The 16,093-nt window shown below is 69.9% G+C and carries 13 protein-coding genes; 11 read left to right on the top strand and 2 right to left on the bottom strand.

What is annotated here, in order from left to right; genetic code table 11:
* The first annotated feature begins 49 nt into the window (after positions 1–49).
* The 3 genes from P6166_RS11615 to P6166_RS11605 all read left to right on the top strand — a co-directional run bounded on the left by P6166_RS11615 (position 50) and on the right by P6166_RS11605 (position 3,429).
* Positions 50–1,978: a M1 family metallopeptidase gene (locus P6166_RS11615; RefSeq protein WP_277764620.1), complete on the top strand. Its 1,929-nt coding sequence runs from the start codon at positions 50–52 to the stop codon at positions 1,976–1,978.
* A gap of 124 nt (positions 1,979–2,102) precedes the next feature.
* Positions 2,103–2,825, top strand: a complete 723-nt coding sequence (locus P6166_RS11610) for a hypothetical protein (protein WP_277764619.1) — start codon at positions 2,103–2,105, stop codon at positions 2,823–2,825.
* A complete protein-coding gene (locus tag P6166_RS11605; RefSeq protein ID WP_277764618.1) occupies positions 2,797–3,429 on the top strand; it encodes an HAD family hydrolase in 633 nt (210 codons plus the stop codon). Before P6166_RS11610 ends, P6166_RS11605 begins: the two co-directional genes overlap by 29 nt.
* A gap of 189 nt (positions 3,430–3,618) precedes the next feature.
* Here P6166_RS11605 and P6166_RS11600 read toward each other — a convergent pair whose 3' ends face one another.
* Positions 3,619–4,551 carry a carbohydrate kinase family protein gene (locus tag P6166_RS11600; RefSeq protein WP_277764617.1) on the bottom strand — a complete coding sequence of 311 codons (933 nt, stop codon included), beginning with the start codon at positions 4,549–4,551 and terminating at the stop codon, positions 3,619–3,621.
* Between the two features lie 275 nt (positions 4,552–4,826).
* Between P6166_RS11600 and P6166_RS11595 the strand changes: the two genes are divergently transcribed.
* The 8 genes from P6166_RS11595 (at position 4,827) to P6166_RS11560 (ending at position 14,921) form a co-directional block, all read left to right on the top strand.
* Positions 4,827–5,873: a rod shape-determining protein gene (locus P6166_RS11595; RefSeq protein WP_057647408.1), complete on the top strand. Its 1,047-nt coding sequence runs from the start codon at positions 4,827–4,829 to the stop codon at positions 5,871–5,873.
* Between the two features lie 119 nt (positions 5,874–5,992).
* On the top strand, positions 5,993–7,111 hold the full coding sequence (gene mreC / locus P6166_RS11590; RefSeq protein WP_277764616.1) for a rod shape-determining protein MreC: 1,119 nt from the start codon (positions 5,993–5,995) through the stop codon (positions 7,109–7,111).
* A complete protein-coding gene (mreD, locus tag P6166_RS11585; protein ID WP_277764615.1) occupies positions 7,108–7,584 on the top strand; it encodes a rod shape-determining protein MreD in 477 nt (158 codons plus the stop codon). Before mreC ends, mreD begins: the two co-directional genes overlap by 4 nt.
* Positions 7,585–7,587: 3 nt before the next feature.
* Positions 7,588–9,657 carry a penicillin-binding protein 2 gene (mrdA, locus tag P6166_RS11580; protein WP_277764614.1) on the top strand — a complete coding sequence of 690 codons (2,070 nt, stop codon included), beginning with the start codon at positions 7,588–7,590 and terminating at the stop codon, positions 9,655–9,657.
* Positions 9,654–10,775, top strand: coding sequence for a rod shape-determining protein RodA (gene rodA / locus P6166_RS11575; RefSeq protein WP_277764613.1), 1,122 nt, complete (start codon positions 9,654–9,656; stop codon positions 10,773–10,775). The genes mrdA and rodA overlap by 4 nt, the downstream gene beginning before the upstream one ends.
* Positions 10,776–11,062: 287 nt before the next feature.
* Positions 11,063–12,184 (top strand): lytic murein transglycosylase B, encoded by a 1,122-nt coding sequence (gene mltB / locus P6166_RS11570; RefSeq protein ID WP_277764612.1) that lies wholly within the window; start codon positions 11,063–11,065, stop codon positions 12,182–12,184.
* On the top strand, positions 12,181–13,575 hold the full coding sequence (locus tag P6166_RS11565) for a septal ring lytic transglycosylase RlpA family protein (protein WP_277764611.1): 1,395 nt from the start codon (positions 12,181–12,183) through the stop codon (positions 13,573–13,575). The genes mltB and P6166_RS11565 overlap by 4 nt, the downstream gene beginning before the upstream one ends.
* A gap of 140 nt (positions 13,576–13,715) precedes the next feature.
* Positions 13,716–14,921 carry a D-alanyl-D-alanine carboxypeptidase family protein gene (locus tag P6166_RS11560; RefSeq protein WP_277764610.1) on the top strand — a complete coding sequence of 402 codons (1,206 nt, stop codon included), beginning with the start codon at positions 13,716–13,718 and terminating at the stop codon, positions 14,919–14,921.
* A 55-nt stretch (positions 14,922–14,976) separates the two neighbouring features.
* Here P6166_RS11560 and P6166_RS11555 read toward each other — a convergent pair whose 3' ends face one another.
* Positions 14,977–16,044 carry a lipid A deacylase LpxR family protein gene (locus P6166_RS11555; protein ID WP_277764609.1) on the bottom strand — a complete coding sequence of 356 codons (1,068 nt, stop codon included), beginning with the start codon at positions 16,042–16,044 and terminating at the stop codon, positions 14,977–14,979.
* Positions 16,045–16,093: the final 49 nt, after the last annotated feature.

Raw genomic sequence — 16,093 nt, 5'->3', positions numbered from 1 at the left:
TGGCCCGGCGGCGCTAGAATCGGCGGTTTCCCCGATCCGGTTTTCGTACATGCGTTCCTCGCTCCTGACCCTGTCCCTGGCCGCGGTCCTGGCCGCCGGTTGCTCGCCCCAGTCCACCCCCGCGCCGCAGGCGCCCGCCGACAAGCCCGCCACCGCCGCCGTGAAGCCCGCCGCCCGCAGCCATGACGAAAGCTCCTACGCAGAACCGGACAAGGTCGTCATCAAGGACCTGGCGCTGGACCTGAAGGTCGATTTCGACGCCAAGCAGATCGGCGGCAATGCGGTCTACACGCTGGAGTGGAAGGACAAGGCCGCCAAGCAGCTGGTGCTGGACACCCGCGAGCTGACCATCGAGAAGGTGCAGGCGGTCGGGGCCGATGGCGCGCTGACGGCGCTGCCGTTCGAGCTGGCCGCCAATGACAAGACCTTCGGCAGCAAGCTGACGATCCAGACCCCGGACCAGCCGGCGAAGATCCGCATCGACTACCACACCGCGCCGACCGCCTCGGGGCTGCAGTGGCTGGAGCCGTCGATGACCGAGGGCAAGCAGTTGCCCTTCATGTTCAGCCAGTCGCAGGCCATCCACGCGCGTTCGTGGGTGCCGCTGCAGGACACCCCGAGCGTGCGCTTCACCTATAGCGCGCACGTGACCTCGCGCCCGGACGTGATGGTGCTGATGAGCGCCGACAACGACCCGAAGGCGGCGCGCGACGGCGACTACAGCTTCAAGATGCCCGAGCCGATCCCGTCCTACCTGCTCGCCATCGCCGCCGGCGACCTGGTGTTCAAGCCGATCTCCGAGCGCTCGGGCGTGTGGGCCGAGCCGGCGATGGTGGACAAGGCCGCCAAGGAGTTCGAGGACACCGAGAAGATGATCGGCGCCGCCGAGCACCTGTACGGCCCGTACCGCTGGGGCCGCTACGACATGCTGGTGCTGCCGCCGTCGTTCCCGTTCGGCGGCATGGAGAACCCGCGCCTGACCTTCGCCACGCCGACCGTGATCGTGGGCGACAAGTCGCTGGTCTCGCTGGTGGCCCATGAGCTGGCGCACAGCTGGTCGGGCAACCTGGTGACCAACGCCTCGTGGAAGGACATCTGGCTCAACGAGGGCTTCACCACCTACGTGCAGGGCCGCATCACCGAGGCGCTGTACGGCGCCGAGCTGGCCGAGGAAGAGCGCGAGATCGACCAGACCGACCTGCTCAACGAGATCAAGGACATGAGCCCGGCCGACCAGGCGCTGGCGCTGCCGCCGCTGACCGAGCGCGATCCGGACGATGCGCTGAGCCAGGTGGCCTACGTCAAGGGCTCGTGGTTCCTGCAGTTCCTGGAACAGCGCTTCGGCCGCGAGACCTTCGACCCGTTCCTGCGCGGCTGGTTCGATGACCACGCCTTCCAGAGCGCGACGACCGACCAGTTCGTCGATTACCTCAAGAAGCACCTGCTGACCAAGAACCCGAACGCCGTCACCGCCGCCGAGCTGGATGCGTGGCTGAACCAGCCGGGCATCCCGGCGTTCGCGCAGAAGGCGCGCTCGCGCAGCTTCAGCATCGTCGATACCGCGCGCATCGCCTGGCTGGGCAGCGGCAAGCTGCCGACCAACCAGGTGACCTCGGACTGGAACACCCAGGCGTGGACGCACTTCCTGGCCGGCATGGGCGACACGCTGAAGCCCGAGCAGCTCAAGCAGCTCGACGACACGTACCACTTCACCGGCACCGCCAACGGCGAGATCGCCATGCGCTGGTATCCGCTGGCGATCCGCAGCGGCTACAAGGAAGCGTGGCCGGCAGCCGGTGAGTTCATCGAGCGCGTGGGCCGCCGCAAGCTGATCCTGCCGATCTACGCCGAACTGGTGAAGACGCCGGAAGGGCTGGCCTTCGCCAAGGAGGCCTTCGCCAAGGCCAAGCCGGGCTACCACCCGATCACCACGGTGTCGGTGGCCGACATGCTGACCAAGGCGGAAGCGGCGAAGTAACGGCGGCCATGCGGCGGCCGGTAATACACCGGTCGCCCGCGCAGAACGTCACGGCGGGCCATCATGGCCCGCCGTTTTCTTTTGCGCTGCTATCTTGGGCGTCCTGTTACCGCGGAGCCGCCCCATGAAGTCACTGCCCTGGATCGCCCTGTGCGCGATCGCGCTCACCGCCTGCACCGACCGCGAGGCCGAACGCCAGGCGCAGGCCGCCGCGCAGGCCCAGGCCAACGAGCAGAAGGCGTCCGAGCTGGAGAAGCGCTACGAGCAGGCCGTGCAGTCCAGCAACTGGGACATGGCGCGCGCCTATGGTGCCGACCTGCTGCAGACCTATCCGCAAAGCGCCGCCGCGCAGCGCGTCGCGCCCGGCTATGCGCAGACCAAGGCCAAGGGCGAGGAGGCGCGCAACCAGCGCCGCCTGCAGGCGCTGTGGCAATACAACCAGACCGCGGTGAAGGGCGGCACGCAGCGCTCGGCGATGATCGACGCCAAGGAGCGCGTGGATGTGGACGGCAGCGGCGCGAAGAGCGTGCAGCTGGTGTTCCGCGACCACCCGCAATGGAAGCGGCACGCCTACCTCGTGCTGCAGGCGGGCGACTTCAAGTGCTACGGCGGCTGCAAGGTGCAGGTGAGCGTGGACGGCGGCAAGCCGAAGGCGATGGCCGCGCACCGTCCCGACACCGACGAGGCGATCGCCATGTTCATCGACGACCAGAACGCGCTGTGGAAGCTGGCCAGGCAGGCCAAGGCCACGCTCGCCATCGAGTTCCCGGTGAAGGCCGGCGGTACGCGCACCGCGGTGTTCGAGACTGGCGGGCTCGATGGCAAGCAGATGCCGGGCTGGGATTGAGACGGTGGGTTCGCGCGCACTGGGCGAACGCCGCCATTGGGTCTTCGATCTCGACGGCACGCTGACCCTGGCCGTGCACGACTTCGCGCTGATCCGCCGCGAGCTGGCGATTCCCGCCGGGCAGGACATCCTGGGCCATCTGGCCGCGTTGCCCGCCGCCGACGCGGCGGCCAAGCGCGCCTGGCTGATCGCCCACGAGCGCGAGCTGGCGAGCGCCTCCATCGCCGCGCCGGGCGCGGTGGACCTGCTGCGCACGCTCCATGCGCGCGGTTGCGCGCTGGGCATCCTCACCCGCAATGACCACGCGCTCGCGCAGCTGACCTTGGCCGAGATCGGCCTGGACGACCTGTTCCCGGCCGATGCCATCGTGGGCCGCGACGAGGCCGCGCCCAAGCCGCATCCGGCCGGCCTGTTGCTGCACGCCGCCCGCTGGGCGGTGCCGCCCGCCGAGCTGGTGATGGTCGGCGATCACGGCTACGACCTGGAGGCGGGGCGCTCGGCAGGCGCGATGACGGTATTCGTCGGCGCGGACAACGCGTGGCCCGAGTTGAGCGATCACGCGCACCCCGACTGCCGCGGGGTACTGGCGGCGCTGGCGGGCTGAAACGTTCGGCTCAGGCGGCCGGCCACTGCCGAGGCGCCGGGTCTTCCTGCCGCAGGCCGGCGTTGCGACTGGGCACGTCGGCCGCGCCCGCATGGCCCGTCGCTGCGCGCGTTCCGGGGCAGAAATATTCGCGAGGGGGCGCCGGCGTGGCGGGCGAGGCGGCGGCGGTGGACCCGCCGCCCGCCGGGTTCAGAGCGAGTAGCCGAACTGCTGCTTGAACTGGTCGTTGAACTCGGCGAAATCGAAACGCTGGTTCTGCGTGCCCGGGTGCTCGACCTTCAGCGCGCCCATCAGGTTGCCCATGCGGCCGATGGTCAGCCAGTCGTAGCCGCCCTGGATGCCGTAGATCAGCCCGGCGCGGAAGGCGTCGCCACAGCCGGTGGGATCGACCACGCGGCGCTCGTGCGCCGGCGGGATGTCGTAGCTCTGCTCCGGGGTATGGATCACCGCGCCCTTCGGGCCGCGGGTGGTGATGTAGGCCTTCACCTTGGCGACGATCTGCTTCTCGTCCCAGCCGGTGCGCTCCTGCAGCAGGTTGGACTCGTAGTCGTTGACGACCACGTAGTCGGCCTGCTCGATGAACGTGCGCAGCTCCGGGCCGTTGAACAGCGGCATCGCCTGGCCCGGGTCGAAGATGAACGGCACGCCCATCTCCTGGAACTCGTTGGCGTTCTGGATCATGCCTTCGCGCCCGTCCGGGCCGACCAGGCCCAGCGTCACGCCCGGCACGTCCCGCACGTGGTTCTCGTAGCTGCGCATCATCGCGCCCGGGTGGAAGGCGGTGATCTGATTATTGTCGTGGTCGGTGGTGATGAAGGCCTGCGGGGTGAACAGGTCCTCGATCACCTTGACGCGCGACAGGTCGATGCCCAGCCCCTCGAAGTATTCCCGGTACGGACCGAAGTCCTGCCCGACCGTGCCCATCGGGATCGGCGAGCCGCCGAGCAGGTGCAGGTTGTAGGCGATGTTGCCGGCGCAGCCGCCGAACTCGCGGCGCATGCGCGGCACCAGGAACGAGACGTTCAGGATGTGCACCTTGTCCGGCAGGATGTGGTTCTTGAACTGGTCCGGGAACACCATGATGGTGTCGTAGGCAAGGGAACCACAGATCAGGGCGGACATCAGGATAGAGGCCTTTGCATGGGGAAAAACCCGCCAGCCGCCGGACGGGCCTGGGGGGCGGCAGGCGCGCCGCGGCGCAAAGGTTAACGGCTGCGGCCGTTCAGGGCCAGAACCCCGCGCGCGCAGCGCACCCGGCGCGGTGAAAAAAGCGCCGGGGAACCGGCTTTTCTCCTTGCCCGCATCCGGGGGGATTGCTAGGCTAGCCGACTTCGTTTTCTGCCCATTTTTTCGCCAAAGCGGCGCCCCGGGCACGACCCTCAGGACCGACTCCCCCGATGTTCAAGAAACTCCGCGGCATGTTCTCCAACGACCTGTCCATCGACCTGGGCACGGCCAACACGCTGATCTACGTCCGCGGCCAGGGCATCGTGCTCAACGAGCCGTCGGTCGTGGCGGTTCGCCAGGACCGCGCCATCGGCGGCACCCGGTCGGTCGCCGCGGTCGGCGCCGAGGCCAAGCAGATGCTCGGCCGTACCCCGGGCCACATCACCACCATCCGCCCGATGAAGGACGGCGTCATCGCCGACTTCACCTATACCGAGGCGATGCTGAAGCACTTCATCAAGAAGGTGCACAAGTCGCGCGTGCTGCGCCCGAGCCCGCGCGTACTGGTGTGCGTGCCGGCCGGTTCGACCCAGGTCGAGCGCCGCGCGATCAAGGAATCGGCCGAGGAGGCCGGCGCGCGCGATGTCTACCTGATCGAGGAGCCGATGGCCGCGGCGATCGGCGCCGGCATGCCGGTGACCGAGGCGCGCGGCTCGATGGTCATCGACATCGGCGGCGGCACCACCGAGGTGGCGGTGATCTCGCTGAACGGCATCGTCTACTCGCAGTCCGTGCGCGTGGGCGGCGACCGCTTCGACGAGTCCATCACCAACTACGTGCGCCGCAACCACGGCATGCTGATCGGCGAAGCGACGGCCGAGCGCATCAAGCTGGAGATCGGCTGCGCCTACCCGCAGGCCGAGGTGCAGGAGATGGAGATCTCCGGCCGCAACCTCGCCGAGGGCGTGCCGAAGATGATCAAGATCAACTCCAACGAAGTGCTCGAAGCGCTGCACGAGCCGCTGTCGGGCATCGTCTCGGCGGTGAAGCTGGCGCTGGAGCAGACCCCGCCGGAGCTGTGCGCCGACGTGGCCGAGCGCGGCATCGTGCTGACCGGCGGCGGCGCGCTGTTGCGCGACCTGGACCGCCTGATCTCCGAGGAAACCGGCCTGCACGTGCAGGTGGCCGACGATCCGCTGACCTGCGTGGCCCGCGGCGGCGGCCGCGCGCTGGAGCTGGTGGACATGCACGGCAACGAGTTCTTCGCGCCGGAATGAGGCGCGCGGGGATCGGCGGTGCGTGCGCCCGCCCGATGATCCACCGACACCGGGGGCGGGGCGACGCCTCGCCCCCGACCCTTTCGCAGACTGACCTTCCGAATCCCGGCTGACCTCTCGTGCCGCCCTACGCCGGACCTCCGATCGCTTCCCGCCCCGGTGATGCCGCCAGTACCCTGCGGCTGCTGGCGTATCTCGCGCTGGCGGCGGTGCTGATCGTGCTCGACAGCCGCGGCGGCTGGCTCTCCCAGCTGCGCGAGCGCACCAACGTGCTGGTGCAGCCGGTGTGGGCGCTCGCCGGCCTGCCCGGCCGCATCGGCCTGCAGGTCAAGGACAACGCCGCCACCCACGCCCAGCTGGTGGCCGAGAACCGCCAGCTGCGCAACGACCTGCTCATCGCCAACGCGCGCCTGACCCGCCTGCAGACCGCCGCGCTGGACAACGCGCAGCTGCGCGAGCTGCTCAACGCCGCCGAGCGCAACGGGCTGGACGTGCAGCTGGCGCCGATCCTGGACATCGACCTGGACCCGACGCGCCAGCGCGTGGTGCTCGACGCCGGCAGCGACGACGACGTGCATGTCGGCCAGGCGGTCATCGACGCCGGTGGCCTGATGGGCCAGGTCATCTCGACCACGCCGGCGCATTCCACCGTGCTGCTGCTCACCGATCCCGACCATGCCGTGCCGGTGAACGTGGCGCGCAACGGCGTGCGCCTGATCGCCTACGGCCGCGGCGACCGGCTGGAACTGCGCGACGTGCCGCTGAGCGCGGGCCTGGTGGTGGGCGATGAAATCGTCACCTCCGGCCTGGGCGGGCGTTTCCCGGCGGGCTTCCCGGTCGGCACAGTGGCCGAGCTGCACCCGGACGACAGCCACGCCTTCCTGGTCGGCCAGCTCAAGCCGGCCGCACAGCTCGACCGTGGGCGCGACGTGCTCCTGCTCAAGAGCCGGCCCTGGCGGGTCATGCCGCCGCCGGCCGGTGAAACGCCGGCCCCCGGCGACGGCGAGCCGGATTCGCGCGAGCGGACGCGTCCGGCGCCCGGGACGCCGGCGACCCCGCCGGCAAGTGGGGCGGGTGCCGCCGCGCCCGCCGCGACGACGACCGCGCCGCCGCAAGCCCAGCGGCGCTCGCCGCCGCCGGCCGACGCGCCAGGCGCCCGCCGCCCGCCGGCCGCCACTTCGCCCGCCACCGCCTCGCCCGCCACCCCGGCGTCGGCCCCGACGGAGACGCGCCGATGATCCGCCGCAACCAATGGGTGCTGCCGGCCAGCGTCGTCGTCGCCCTGCTGCTCGGCCTGCTGCCGCTGCCCCCGATGATCCAGCCGCTGCGCCCCTACTGGCTGGCGCTGGTGCTGGCCTACTGGGTCATCGAGGAGCCGGACCGCGTCGGCCTGGGCTTCGTCTTCGTCGCGGGCGTCGTTGCCGACCTGCTCTACGGCAGCCTGCTCGGCGAGCAGCCGCTGCGGCTGGTCATCATGACCTTCATCCTGCAGCGCTTCCGCGCGCGGCTGCGCTTCTTCCCCGTCTCGCAGCAGGCGCTGGCCATCGGCGGCCTGCTGCTCAACGACCGCATCGTCACCGCCGCGCTGCACCTGGCGCTGGGCGAAGCGACGTTGCCGTGGAGCTACTGGTGGGCGCCGCTGCTGGGCATGCTGCTGTGGCCGTTGCTGTTCGTGCTGCTCGATGCGGTGCGCCTGGGCAAGCGGCGCTGAGCGATGTACCCGCGCCGCCAGGCCAAGAACCCGCACGCCGAGGCCGAGCAGTTCCGCCGGCGCGCGGTGCTGGGCTTCCTCGTCGTCGTGCTGTGCCTGGGTGGCCTGGGCGCGTGGTACTTCAAGCTGCAGGTGGTGGACCACGAGATCTACGCCACGCGCTCGGAGGCCAACCGCATCAAGCCGCGCCCGGTGGTGCCGGGGCGGGGCATGATCTACGACCGCAACGGCCGCCTGCTCGCCGAGAACGTGCCGGCCTTCCGGCTGGACGTGACGCCGGACAAGGTCGCGGACATGGACGCGATGCTGGCCGAGCTGGGCAAGGTCATCACGATCTCGCCCGAGGACCTGGAGCGCTTCAACCGCGAGCGCAAGTCGCGCCGCAGCTTCCTGCCGGTGACCTTGCGCCTGCGCATGAGCGAGGAGGAGATGGCCCGCTTCGCCGTCGAGCGCTGGCGCTTCCCGGGCGTGGAGCTGGAGCCCTACCTGACCCGGCGCTATCCCTATGGCGACCTGTTCGCGCATGTCATCGGCTACGTCGGCCGGGTGGACGAGAAGGACCTGGAGGCGCTGGGCGAGGGCAACGCCGCGCTGACCCATATCGGCAAGTCCGGGCTGGAGCGCTATTACGAACAGGCGCTGCGCGGCAAGGTCGGCTACGAGCAGGTCGAGACCAACGTGCAGGGCCGCGCGATCCGCACCGTCGGCCGCGTGCCGGCGCAGTCAGGCGCCGACCTGCGCCTGTCCATCGACGCGGACCTGCAGCGCGCGATGGTCGCCGCCTTCGGCCAGTACGAAGGCTCGGCGATCGCGATGGACCCGCGCACCGGCGAGATCCTCGGCATGGTCAGCCTGCCGAGCTACGACCCCAACCTGTTCGTCAACGGCATCTCGCATGCCGACTTCGACGCGCTCAACAGCAATCCTTCGCGGCCGCAGTTCAACCGCCTGGTGCTGGGCGGCGTGGCGCCGGGTTCGACGATCAAGCCGCTGATCGCGCTGGCCGGCCTGGACAGCGGCGTGCGCCGGCCCGAGGACAAGGTGCTTTCCACCGGCATGTTCTACCTGCCCGGCACCAGCCGCGGCTGGGGCGACTCGCACCGCGGCGGCCATGGCTGGACGGACCTGCGCAAGTCCATCGCCCAGTCGGTCAACACGTACTACTACAAGCTCGCGCTGGACCTGGGCATCGAGCGCTTCGACCACTACATGGCCAGCTACGGCCTGGGCGAGCCGACGGGCATCGACCTGGCTGGCGAGATCGGCGGCATCCTGCCTTCGCCGGCGTACAAGATGAAGTCGCGCAAGGAGCGCTGGTATCCCGGCGACACGGTGAACATCTCCATCGGCCAGGGCGACTGGAAGGTCACCCCGCTGCAGCTGGTGCGCGGCATCTCCGGCCTGGCCAGCGGCCAGCTGCGCCAGCCGCACCTGGTGGTGGCCGAGCGCAGCGGCTTCGATGGCGACTGGCAGGGCACCGCGCAGCCACCGCCCAAGCCGATCAGCCCCTCGCCGCAGAACGTGGAAGTGGTGCGGCAGGGCATGCGGGACACGATGCGCCCTGGCGGTACCGGCTATTCGCTGTTCGCCAGCGCGCCGTACCAGATTGGCGGCAAGACCGGCACCGCGCAGGTTGCCAGCCGCAAGGGCGTGGCCGCGGTGGACCCGCGCTCGCTGCCAATGCACCTGCGCCACCGCTCACTGTTCGTGGGCTTCGCGCCGGCCGACAACCCGACCTTCGTGGTCGCCATCGCGGTGGAAGGCGGCGGCTACGGCGCCAGCACCGCCGGCCCCATCGCGCGCAAGATCTTCGACGCCTGGATGCTCGGCAAGATGCCCGAGGGCCTGCTGCCGCTGGACGTGGAGCGCGGCAGCACGGCGATCGGCATGACCCATTTCGACGCCGAGTCCACCGAGCCGCGCCGCCTGGGCGACGAGGCCGCGCTGGCGCTGCAGGGGGCGCCGTCGATCAGCCTGGCCGGCACCGCGCTGGCGATCGACCCGGCGCACCTGCCGCCACCGCCGAGCGATGCGCCCGCGTTGCCGGACGAAGTGCCGGAGGACGACCAGTGAGCGATTTCCTGCGCTGGCTGTTCGACCTGGGCGTGCGCTTCACCCGCACGCTGGACTGGATCCTCTGCCTGGCGCTGGCCAGCCTGATGGTGATCGGCCTGGCGGTGCTCAAGAGCGCGGGCGGCGCCGCCAACGGCGACCACCTGGTGATAGCGCAGGGCATCCGCTTCGTGATCGGCATGGGCGCGATGTGGGGCATCTCGCGAATCTCGGTGCTGCGGCTGCGCGCGTGGACGCCGGTGATCTACGCGCTGTCTATGCTGCCCCTGCTGGCGGTGTTCGTGCTGGGTACCGGCAAATACGGCCGCCAGTGGCTGGACCTGAAGCTGTTCTACCTGCAGCCGGCCGAGTTGCTGAAGATCAGCCTGCCGATGATGGTGGCCTGGTACCTGCACCGCATGCCGCTGCCGCCGCGTATTCCCACGGTGCTGGTGAGCGCGGTGATCATCGGCGTGCCGACCGCGCTGATCATGCTGCAGCCGGACTTCGGCACCGGCGTGCTGATCGCCGCCAGCGGCGTGTTCGTGCTGCTGCTGGCCGGCCTGCCGTGGTGGTGGGTGGCCGTGGGCGTGGGCGGCGTGGCGGCGGCCGCGCCGGTGGCCTGGTTCTGGCTGCTGCGGCCCTACCAGAAGGACCGCATCATGATGTTCCTCAACCCCGAGAGTGATGCGCTGGGCGCAGGCTGGAACATCATCCAGTCCAAGATCGCGATCGGCTCCGGCGGCCTGGCCGGCAAGGGCTGGGGGCTGGGCTCGCAGTCGCACCTGAACTTCATTCCCGAGCAGACCACCGATTTCGCGTTCTCCGTGCTGAGCGAGGAGTTCGGCTGGATCGGCGTGGCCACCGTGCTGGCGCTGTACCTGGTGGTGATCGGCCGCTGCCTGTGGATCGCCTCGCAGTCGCGCGACACCTATTCCCGGCTGCTGGCCGGTGCCACCGGCCTGGCGTTCTTCGTCTACGTCATCGTCAACGGCGGGATGATTTCCGGCGTGCTGCCGGTGGTTGGCGTGCCGATGCCGCTGATGAGCTATGGCGGCACCTCGGCGGTGTCGCTGCTCGCGGGCCTGGGCGTGGTGATGGCGGTGAAGGCCCACCGGCCGGTGCACGGCGGGGCGTAGCCGCGGCCCGCCTGGCCGCGGCCCCGGGCGCAGCCGGGCGATGTTTGCAGCGCGGGCGGCGTGTTTCCCGGCTTCCTGCCTGCCCGCCGCCTGTCCTCAAGGCAGGCCCTTGGCGCACGAAGCTTTGCCAACGCCGCCGTTTCCAGGCGGGCGCGCGTCACCTTCGCGCCCCCGATTTCGACCCGACTCTGAATACGCGCCACGCCGGCTGCACTTGACGGGTGGCAAAGTTCTTTTGTTTCATGGTCTTATTGGGAGTAATTCATCTCGAAACTTTCGATGTGCCGATGATCCGTAGCGCACTGGTGTGTCTGACGCTTGCCTGCCTGGGGGCCTGTGCCACCCAGGCCCAACCGCCGCGCGCGGCGACCGCGCCGGTGCCGGCCCAGCCCGTCACCCCCAGCGAGGCCAAGCCGGAAGCCGTCGCGCTGCCGCCGGTCGATCTCACCCCGGTGCCGTTCGAAACCGCACGCGCGAACTTCGTGCGCGATACCGCGGCCAAGTACGGCATCGATCCGCAGCAGATCGAATCGACCCTCGCGCAGGCGCAGTTCCGCGACCCGATCATCGCGGCGATGTCGCGCCCGGCCGAACGGGTCAAGCCGTGGAACGAATACCGGCCGATGTTCATCACCCAGGCCCGCATCGACGGCGGCCGCGCGTTCCTGGAGCAGCACCGCGCCGAACTGGCGCGCGTGGAAGCCGCCACGGGCGTGCCGGCGCAGGTGATCGTGGCGATCATCGGCGTGGAAACCAGTTACGGCGCCAATACCGGCAAGTACCGCGTGCTCGACGCGCTGTACACGCTGGCATTCCGCTATCCGCGCAGCGGCGATCCGGCCAAGCTCGAGCGCGAAGTGCGCCGTGAGCTGTTCTTCCGCGACGAACTCGGCCAGCTGTTCGCGCTAGGCAAGGAAGAGCACCTGGACGTCACCACGCTGATCGGCAGCTATGCCGGCGCGATGGGGATGGGCCAGTTCATGCCCTCCAGCTACCGGCAGTTCGCGGTGGACGGCAACGGCGACGGCCGGCGCGACTTGTTCAACAGCTACGACGACGTGTTCGCCTCCATCGCCAACTACTTCGTCGGCAAGGGCGGCTGGGTGCGCGGCGGGCAGGTGGCGGTGCCGGCGACGCTCGCGCCGGGCCATGCCGAGTTCAACCCGGACGACTGGACGCCCACCTATCCGCTGGCCGATCTGGCGCGCCGCGGCTACCACGCCTCGGCCCCGGTCACCGCCGGCACGCTCGCCACGCCGATCACCCTCAACACCGATGCCGGCCCGCAGTACTGGCTCGGCTTCCAGAACTACTACGCGATCACCCGCTACAACATCTCGAAAATGTATGCGATGGCCGTGTTCCAGCTGTCAGAGGCCATCGCCGGAAAGGAGTTGCCCCCGGCATGAACATGCACCGCACCTGGTGGTTGCCCGTGCTGCTGGCGATGGGCCTGGCGGCCTGCAGCAGCGCACCGAAGAAATCGCCGTCCGCTTCCTCGGCGGTCAAGGGCGTCAAGGTCGAAGGCAAGGGGCCGGCGCGCGTGGCCACCGGCTGCCCGGCGACCTCGCCCTATGCGCCGGCCAAGGAGGATCCCTCCACCCGCGGCGACTACACCGCCGGCGGCCTCTACAAGCCCGGCGTCAAGGACACCACGCCGGACTACGTGCCCAACGTGGCCTGCATTCCCGAGCCGCTGGTGACCAACGAGGCGCATTCGCCGATCGGCAACCGCTCGCCGTATGAGGTGCTCGGCAAGACCTACAAGGTGCGCGACGACGCCGAAGGCTACGTCGAAACCGGCACGGCCTCGTACTACGGCAACAAGTTCCATGGCCGGCTGACCTCCAACAAGGAGGTGTACGACATGTACGCCTTCACCGCCGCGCACAAGACGCTGCCGCTGCCGAGCTTCGCGCTGGTGACCAACCTGGATACCGGCGACTCGGTGGTGGTGCGCGTCAACGATCGCGGCCCGTTCCACGATGGCCGCGTGATCGACCTCAGTTACGCCGCCGCGGTGAAGCTCGGCATCACCCAGCGCGGCACCGGCCGCGTCGAAGTGCGCGGCTTGACCGAAGCCGACAACGCCGGCCTGCTTGCCCGCCGCAATGGCGGCAAGGCGCCCTCGGCGACGGCGACCGCGGTGGCGGCCGCCAAGCCGGCCGAGCCGAGCCGTATCGACGAGCTGGTCAAGCGCCTGCCGCAGGGCACCGGGCCGGCGCCCGAGGCCCCGCGCCCGTCCACCGCCTCGCCCGCGGCCGCGGTGGCCACGGTGGCGCGTGCCACGGCCGAATCCAGTCCTTCCGAACGCTGGCGCTACCGCGTGGCCGATGCGCCGCAGCCGGGCAACGCGGACAACTTCGACGCCTGGATGAAGGCCAAGGGCGTGCGCGTGGCCACCGGCAAGCCGGCCGCCGCCGCGCCGCGCACCGCCCCCGTGGGCGCTGCGACGCCCGGCGTGGCCGCCGCCACCGTCGTACCTGCCGCCGTCGGCAGCGCGGTGGTGCGCAAGGTCGCCGAAAGCGTGCCCGAGCCGCGCCCGAGTACGCCGGCCCAGGCGGCGCTGGGCAACATCCTGTTGCAGGTCGCCAGTTTCGCCAGCCGCGAGAATGCCGACCGCGCGCTGACCCAGCTCTCCACCGCCGGCATCCCCGGCGCGAGCATCAGCGACATCGTCAGTGGTGGCCGCACGCTGTGGCGCCTGCGGGTGAATGCGCCCGACCACGCCAGCGCGTCGGAACTTGCCGCGCGCATTGCCGGTCTGGGATTCGGTCGCCCGCAGGTCGTCGCCAACTGAGCCCGCGCGGGCCGCGCCCGCGCCGCATTGGCGGCGGCGGGCGCCGATCGGCCTACAATGCTTTTTTCCCGGCCCGCAGGGCCCCACCGGCCCTTGGGCCCTCATCGCCCCGCGCCCGGGGTTGCAGGAGTCGTTGTTCAATGAAATTCCGCTTCGCCGTTGCCGTCGCGGCCACGCTGGCCGTCGGCCTGGTATCCGCCCAGACCCCCACGCCGCAGCCCGCCCCGGCCGCCGCCGCCGCGCCGACCGCGGTGCCGACGCCGCCGGCCCCCGCACCGGCGGTCTCCAAGGCCTGGGTGCTGATGGATTACGCCACCGGCCAGGTGCTGGCGGGCGAGAACATCCACACCGAGCTGGCGCCGGCGAGCATCACCAAGGTGATGACCTCCTACGTGGTCGCCGCGGAACTGAAGAACGGCAAGATCACCCGGGACGACCAGGTGATGATGAGCGAGCGCGCGTGGCGCGAGGGCGGCGCGGGCACGGACGGCAGCTACAGCGGCTTCCCCGTCAACCAGACCGCGCGCCTGGAGGACATGGAAAAGGGCATGGCGATCCAGTCGGGCAACGACGCCGCCATTGCCCTGGCCGAGCACACCGCCGGCAGCGAGGAAGCCTTCGCCTCGCTGATGAACAGCTACGCCGCCAAGATCGGCATGAAGAACTCGCACTTCGTCAACGCGCACGGCCTGAGCGCCGAGGGCCACCACACCACCGCGTACGACTTGGCGCTGCTGGGCCGCGCGATGGTGCGCGACTACCCGGAGACCTACGCATACAACAAGATCAAGGAATTCACGGTCAACAACATCACCCAGCCGAACCGCAACCTGCTGTTGTGGCGCGACCCGAGCGTGGATGGCATCAAGACCGGCCACACCTCCGAGGCCGGCTACTGCCTGATGAGCTCGGCCAAGCGCGGCGACCAGCGCCTGATCGCGGTGGTGATGGGCGACAGCTCCGAGAAGCAGCGCGCCGACGACAGCCTGGCGCTGCTCAACTGGGGCTTCCGCTTCTTCGAGACGCACCGCCTCTACGAGCCGGGCAAGGTCGTGGCCCAGCAGAAGGTGTGGAAGGGCAAGCAGGACCAGGTGCAGCTGGGCGTGGCGCAGCCGCTGCTGGTGATGGCCCCGCGCGGGCGCTACAACGACCTCAAGCCGAGCATCGAGGTGGCCAAGAACCTGACCGCCCCGATCCAGCAGGGCCAGGCCGTGGGCAAGGTAAAGGTGCAGCTGGACGGCAAGGTGGTCGCCGAGGCGCCGCTGGTGGCGATCAGCGCGGTGGAAGAGGGCAACTTCTTCAAGCGCCTGTGGGACGCCTTCTGGCTGTGGTGGGAATCGGAATAAGCCATGACGAAAAAGCCGGCGAAAGCCGGCTTTTTCTTTGCGGTGCCTGGCGTGCTCAGAGCATGCGGCTGATGGTGAAGCTGCCGTACACCGGCAGTTCCTTCTGCGTATCGAACTCGCGCGTGCGGTGGTAGCGCGCCAGCGCGAACTTCCAGCGTCCGCGCATGATCGCCAGGCCGTAGCCGATGTCGGCCACCAGCGGGCGCTTGTCCACGCTGTGGCTGTCACGGAAGGTGTTGCCGTCCAGGGTGATGTCGCGCAGCACCCAGCGCGCGTCGGTGGTCACGAACAGGTGGCCCGACCAGCCCGTTGGGCGGCCGTGCAGGCTCGGCGCGGTGTTCTCGCCGGCCGGGCGCGTGGGCGTGCTGCCGAAATCGTCCGGCAGCTTCCAGCCGAAGCGCACTTCCGCGCCCAGGTTGGCATAGGTCGCGCGGTTGCCGAGCGTGCCGCCCCAATGGGTGATCGCATCCCAGCCCCAGCCGCCGGCATTGACCGTGGCATCGCCCGGCCAGCGGCGCATGCGCTCGTGCACGATGCCGATCAGCGGCTCGTTGTGCAGCTGGTGGTCCCAGCCCTTGAATTTCTCGTCGCCCAGCACGTCATGCACCGCGTCCTGCACCTGCTTGCCCAGCGCCCACGGGCCCACCAGGCCCAGCTGCAGCTGCGTGGTGCGCAGGTGGTCGTCGTTGCGGGCGTTGTAGCCGAAGCTGGTGAGCAGGATGCCGGCGTACGGGCGGTCGTCGGGAATGACGTCCGTGCGCGTGTAGTCGGTGGGCGTGTAGATGGCCTGGCCGAAGGAGAAGACCATGTTCTGCTGCTGGTATTCGCCCGGGTGCAGCCGTTCCAGATGGCTGTTCACCCAGCGCGCCAGGCGCGGCAGGCAGGGGTCGTCGGTGTAGTCCACCAGGTTCGGCGAGACCAGGGTGATGACCGCGCCGTTGGTGTAGCCCTGGTCCTGGTCGGCGCCGCCGAACAGGTCGTTGTCGACACGGATGTTCACCGCCGGGGGCGTCTGGTCCATCGTGCTCTGTTGGCACTGTTCGGCGGCTTGGGCGGTGGCGGAAAGGCCGGCGGTGGACAGCGCCGCGGCCAACAGGAGGGACAGCGGACGAAGTGGGGGCATGCAGGGGGCCGTGGGGGATTGTGGGGCGACGCTATCCAGCACGTCTGGT

Source organism: Stenotrophomonas sp. HITSZ_GD, assembly GCF_029543105.1.
GTDB lineage: Bacteria > Pseudomonadota > Gammaproteobacteria > Xanthomonadales > Xanthomonadaceae > Stenotrophomonas_A.
This window is presented reverse-complemented; position numbering and strand designations above follow the sequence as displayed.

Coding starts and splice junctions, on each gene's coding strand:
- P6166_RS11615 (WP_277764620.1), top strand. CDS start 50: ATGCGTTCCTCGCTCCTGACCCTGTCCCTGGCCGCGGTCCTGGCCGCC.
- P6166_RS11610 (WP_277764619.1), top strand. CDS start 2,103: ATGAAGTCACTGCCCTGGATCGCCCTGTGCGCGATCGCGCTCACCGCC.
- P6166_RS11605 (WP_277764618.1), top strand. CDS start 2,797: ATGGCAAGCAGATGCCGGGCTGGGATTGAGACGGTGGGTTCGCGCGCA.
- P6166_RS11600 (WP_277764617.1), bottom strand. CDS start 4,551: ATGTCCGCCCTGATCTGTGGTTCCCTTGCCTACGACACCATCATGGTG.
- P6166_RS11595 (WP_057647408.1), top strand. CDS start 4,827: ATGTTCAAGAAACTCCGCGGCATGTTCTCCAACGACCTGTCCATCGAC.
- mreD (WP_277764615.1), top strand. CDS start 7,108: ATGATCCGCCGCAACCAATGGGTGCTGCCGGCCAGCGTCGTCGTCGCC.
- mrdA (WP_277764614.1), top strand. CDS start 7,588: ATGTACCCGCGCCGCCAGGCCAAGAACCCGCACGCCGAGGCCGAGCAG.
- mltB (WP_277764612.1), top strand. CDS start 11,063: ATGATCCGTAGCGCACTGGTGTGTCTGACGCTTGCCTGCCTGGGGGCC.
- P6166_RS11565 (WP_277764611.1), top strand. CDS start 12,181: ATGAACATGCACCGCACCTGGTGGTTGCCCGTGCTGCTGGCGATGGGC.
- P6166_RS11560 (WP_277764610.1), top strand. CDS start 13,716: ATGAAATTCCGCTTCGCCGTTGCCGTCGCGGCCACGCTGGCCGTCGGC.
- P6166_RS11555 (WP_277764609.1), bottom strand. CDS start 16,044: ATGCCCCCACTTCGTCCGCTGTCCCTCCTGTTGGCCGCGGCGCTGTCC.